Origin of the sequence: Micromonospora sp. D75 (assembly GCF_018070405.1) — a bacterium.
In the GTDB taxonomy this organism is placed as follows: domain Bacteria; phylum Actinomycetota; class Actinomycetes; order Mycobacteriales; family Micromonosporaceae; genus Micromonospora; species Micromonospora chalcea.
In genome coordinates this window covers 1-3468 of sequence record NZ_JAGPXV010000627.1, presented here as the reverse complement: position 1 = coordinate 3468, position 3468 = coordinate 1, and the positions used below count along the sequence as shown (strand labels likewise).

Below are 3468 nucleotides of genomic sequence, written 5' to 3'. Positions count from 1 at the left end.
ACTGGAGTTCTATCTGCTGGACTTCAAGGAGGGCGTGTCCTTCGCCCGGTTCGCGCAGGGCCGGCGCGACCCCAGCTGGCTGCCGCACATGCGGCTGGTCGGCATCAACGTCAACACCGACCGGGAGTTCGGCCTGGCGCTGCTGCGCTTCCTCGCCGAGGAGCTGCGCCGCCGCGCCGACGCGGCGAAGAAGCACGAGGTCACCAAGCTCGCCGAGCTGCGCGCGGTGGACCCGGACGGGCACTGGCCACGCATCGTGGCCGTGGTGGACGAGTTCCAGGCGCTGCTCGCCGGCCGGGACGTGGTCGCCCGGGAGGCCGCCGACCTGCTGGAGGACCTGGCCCGGCGGGGCCGGTCGCAGGGCATCCACCTGGTGCTCGCCTCGCAGGACGTGCGCGGCATCGAGGCGCTGTGGGGGCGGCCCGCGCTGGTCGCCCAGTTCACGCTGCGGATCGCGCTGCCGAAGGCGCTGCGCATCCTGGCCGAGCGCAACGACGCGGCGCAGTCGCTGCCCCGCCACCACGCGGTCATCAACGCCGAGTCGGGCCTGGCCGAGGGGAACGAGGTGGCCCGCATCCCGTCGGCCAGCGACTGGGAGACGTGGAGCGAGCTCCAGCACCGGCTGTGGCGGATGCGCCCGCAGGACGCCGCGCCGGCCCGGCTGTTCGACGGCGACGCGATCCCGAAGCTGGCCGACGCGCCGGACTTCCGCGCGCTGACCGCGCCGGAGCAGGGCGTCCCGCGCAACCCGGTGGCGCTGCTCGGCGAGATCATCGACGTGCAGGCCCGCTCGGCGGCGCTGCGGCTGCCCCGCGCCCCGGGCCGCAACCTGGCGGTGCTGGGCACCCGGGTGGACGAGGCGTGCGCGGTGCTCGACGCCGCCGCCCGCTCGCTGGCCCGGCAGTACCCGCCCGGCGCGGCCCGCTTCTCCATCGCCTGCCTGGACCCGGACGCCGACCCGGCCGCCCGCGCGCTCTACGAGGACCTGGCCGGGGACGCCTCCTGGTACGACGAGGAGACGGTGCCGGAGCTGATGGCCGAGGCAGGTGACGGGCTGGGCGCGCCGGGCGCGTCGCGTACCCCGCACTTCCTGCTGCTGTACGCGGTGGACGCGGCCGCGGCGGCGCTCGCCGGCAAGGCCGGTACGCGCACCGGGCTGGAGCAGCTGCGCCGGATCCTGCACGACGGGCCGGAACGGCGTACGCACGTGCTGGCCTGGTGGCGGGGCGTGGCCCGGATGCGGGCCGACCTGGGCGGCGCGGGCGCGCGCACGGATCAGATCGGCGCCTGGGTGGCGCTCGACGTGCAGGGCGGTGAGCTGGGCTCCTCGCTGTATCCGGGCAGCGGAGGGCCGGACTGGTATCCCCGGCCGTGGCGCGGTCTCTACTTCGACCGGGCGGTGCACCGCACCGGACAGGTGATCATCCCTTATGGTCCGTCCCGATGAACGAACCGGTTACCAGTGAGACGTACAGCGCGCAGATCCGCCGGCTCGCCGAGCTGACCGCCCGGGTGGCCGCCCAGCGGGCCGAGGCGCACACCTGGTACGACCAGCAGGTGGCCGCCGCGGACCGGGCGGTCACCGAGGCCACCGAGCAGGTGCGGCAGGCCGAGACGGAGGTGGCCGAGGCGTCCCGGATGGTGGAGCGGGTCGACGGCGAGGTCACTCACCTGTGGACGCAGTTGCGGGCCCGGCTCGGTGTGGGCGCCCGGCGGCTGGGTGACCCGCCCGGCCCGGTACGCGGGGCCGCCGGTGACCCGGTGCCGCTGCTGCGCGCGGTCCGGGACCTGCTGGAGCGCACCGGCGCCCCGGGTGAGCTGCCCGGCTCGGTGAATCCGCTGCTGATCGCCTGCGGCATCGGCGGGGCGCTGGTGGCGTACGCGCTGGGGGTGGCGGCGCGAGCGCTGGCGGCCGGCGCCAGCGGTGACCTGGCGGTGGGTCTGCCGGTGCTGGCGCTGGTGGTGACGCTGCTCGGCCCGGTGATCGGGCTGGCGCCCGCACGGCTGCTGGCCGACCGCCGTCACGCGGTGCTGACCCCACGCCCGATGATCCTGGTGGCCGTCTCCGGCCTGGCGACGACCCTGCTCCTGCTGACGGTGACCTACACCCGCTGACCGCCGCCCCTCACCCGCCGCCGATCATGAGGTTGGCGGCGCGACACGCCGTCGCGCCGCCGGTCAACCTCATGATCATCGGGTCAGGCGGGAACCAGGACTGCCTCCTTGAGCAGCCGGCGGGCCAGCACCAGGCGGTCGGCGTCGTCGTCGAGGCCGGGCAGGTCGCCGACCCTCGTCACCTCGCCGGTGAGCAGCGCGCGCAGCGCCGCCTCGCAGGTGCCGGGCAGGGTGAGCGTGCGGTCGGGCACGCGCAGCGTCACCCGTCCGTCGGCGGCCGGGGTGAGCTGCCAGCGCAGGCCGCCGCGCACCGCGACCTCGCTGTCCGCGTTCAGCCGGGCCAGCGCCTCGGCTTGGGCCAGCGGCCGGATCGGCGCCGGGCGGGCGGCCGGCCAGACCCGGGCACGCAGCCGGCCGGCCACCGCCGCCGGGTCGGCCCGCAGCAGCCAGTCGCGCAGCGCCTCGACGGTCTCGGTCAGCTCCGGCTCGATCGCGTCCGGGTCGGCCAGGTCCAGCCCGAACGGCAGGCTCGCGCGCAGCCGCGCGTCCTCGGCGGCCAGCGCGAGCAGTTCCTCGACCACCGCGTACCGGGTCAGCGCCCGGATGCCCACGGTCAGGTGCAGCGAGCTGGACTCCTGCGCCTGGGCGCTGTGCAGCCAGCCGCGCGGCAGGTAGAGCGCGTCGCCCGGAGAGAGCACCACGTCCAGCTCGGGGCGTCCTTCGGCGGTCGCGGAGACCTCGTCGGCCCGGCCGCCCCAGGGCTGGCGCTCCAGCGGGTCGGCCAGCACCGGCGGGTGGATGCGCCAGTGCTTGCGTCCGTCGACCTGGAGCACGAACACGTCGTGGGTGTCGTAGTGGGTGGCGAAGCCCTGGCTGCCGGCCGGGGTCAGGTAGGCGTTCACCTGTAACGGCTGGGCCAGCGCGATGCCCAGGTCGCGGGCGAAGTCGACGATCGCCGGCCAGGTGCGGTGCAGGCCCTGCAACACCAGCGTCGCGCCGTCGGCGTAGAGCGCCAGCACCTTCTCGTCGAGGACCTGGTCGCCGATCTCGGCGCCCGCGCCACCGCCGCCGGTGTACCGCGCCGCCGGCACGAGCCGGCCGTCCTTGGCGACCCGCAGGAACGGGGTACGCAGGCCGCGGCGGCTGAGCAGCTCGTCGGCGTCGGCGGGGCTGAGCAGGTCGGTGAAGCCGTCCGGGCTGGGCAGCTCCGCGGCGCGGGACAGCAGCGGGCTTCGCCCCCAGTGGTCGGCGGCGAACTTGGCCGGCTCCACCGCGACGCACCGGGCAAGCGCCTCGGCGGCGGAAAGCGGAACCGCCGGGCGGCCGTGGCCACCCGGCGGTTCCGCTTTCCGC

General features: G+C 76.0%; 2 protein-coding genes and 1 pseudogene. 2 read left to right on the top strand and 1 reads right to left on the bottom strand.

What is annotated here, in order from left to right; translation table 11 throughout:
* Together KBX39_RS26735 and KBX39_RS26730 are read left to right on the top strand one after the other, a co-directional pair.
* Positions 1 to 1447: pseudogene (locus KBX39_RS26735) on the top strand (cell division protein FtsK); the annotation flags it as partial.
* Positions 1444 to 2115 (top strand): keratin, encoded by a 672-nt coding sequence (locus KBX39_RS26730; RefSeq protein WP_166456066.1) that lies wholly within the window; start codon positions 1444 to 1446, stop codon positions 2113 to 2115. The pseudogene KBX39_RS26735 and the gene KBX39_RS26730, both read left to right, overlap by 4 nt.
* 83 nt (positions 2116 to 2198) lie before the next feature.
* Here the strand turns inward: KBX39_RS26730 and KBX39_RS26725 are convergent.
* A partial coding sequence (locus tag KBX39_RS26725; protein ID WP_247660631.1) for a cupin domain-containing protein occupies positions 2199 to 3468 on the bottom strand: 1270 nt, incomplete at its 5' end.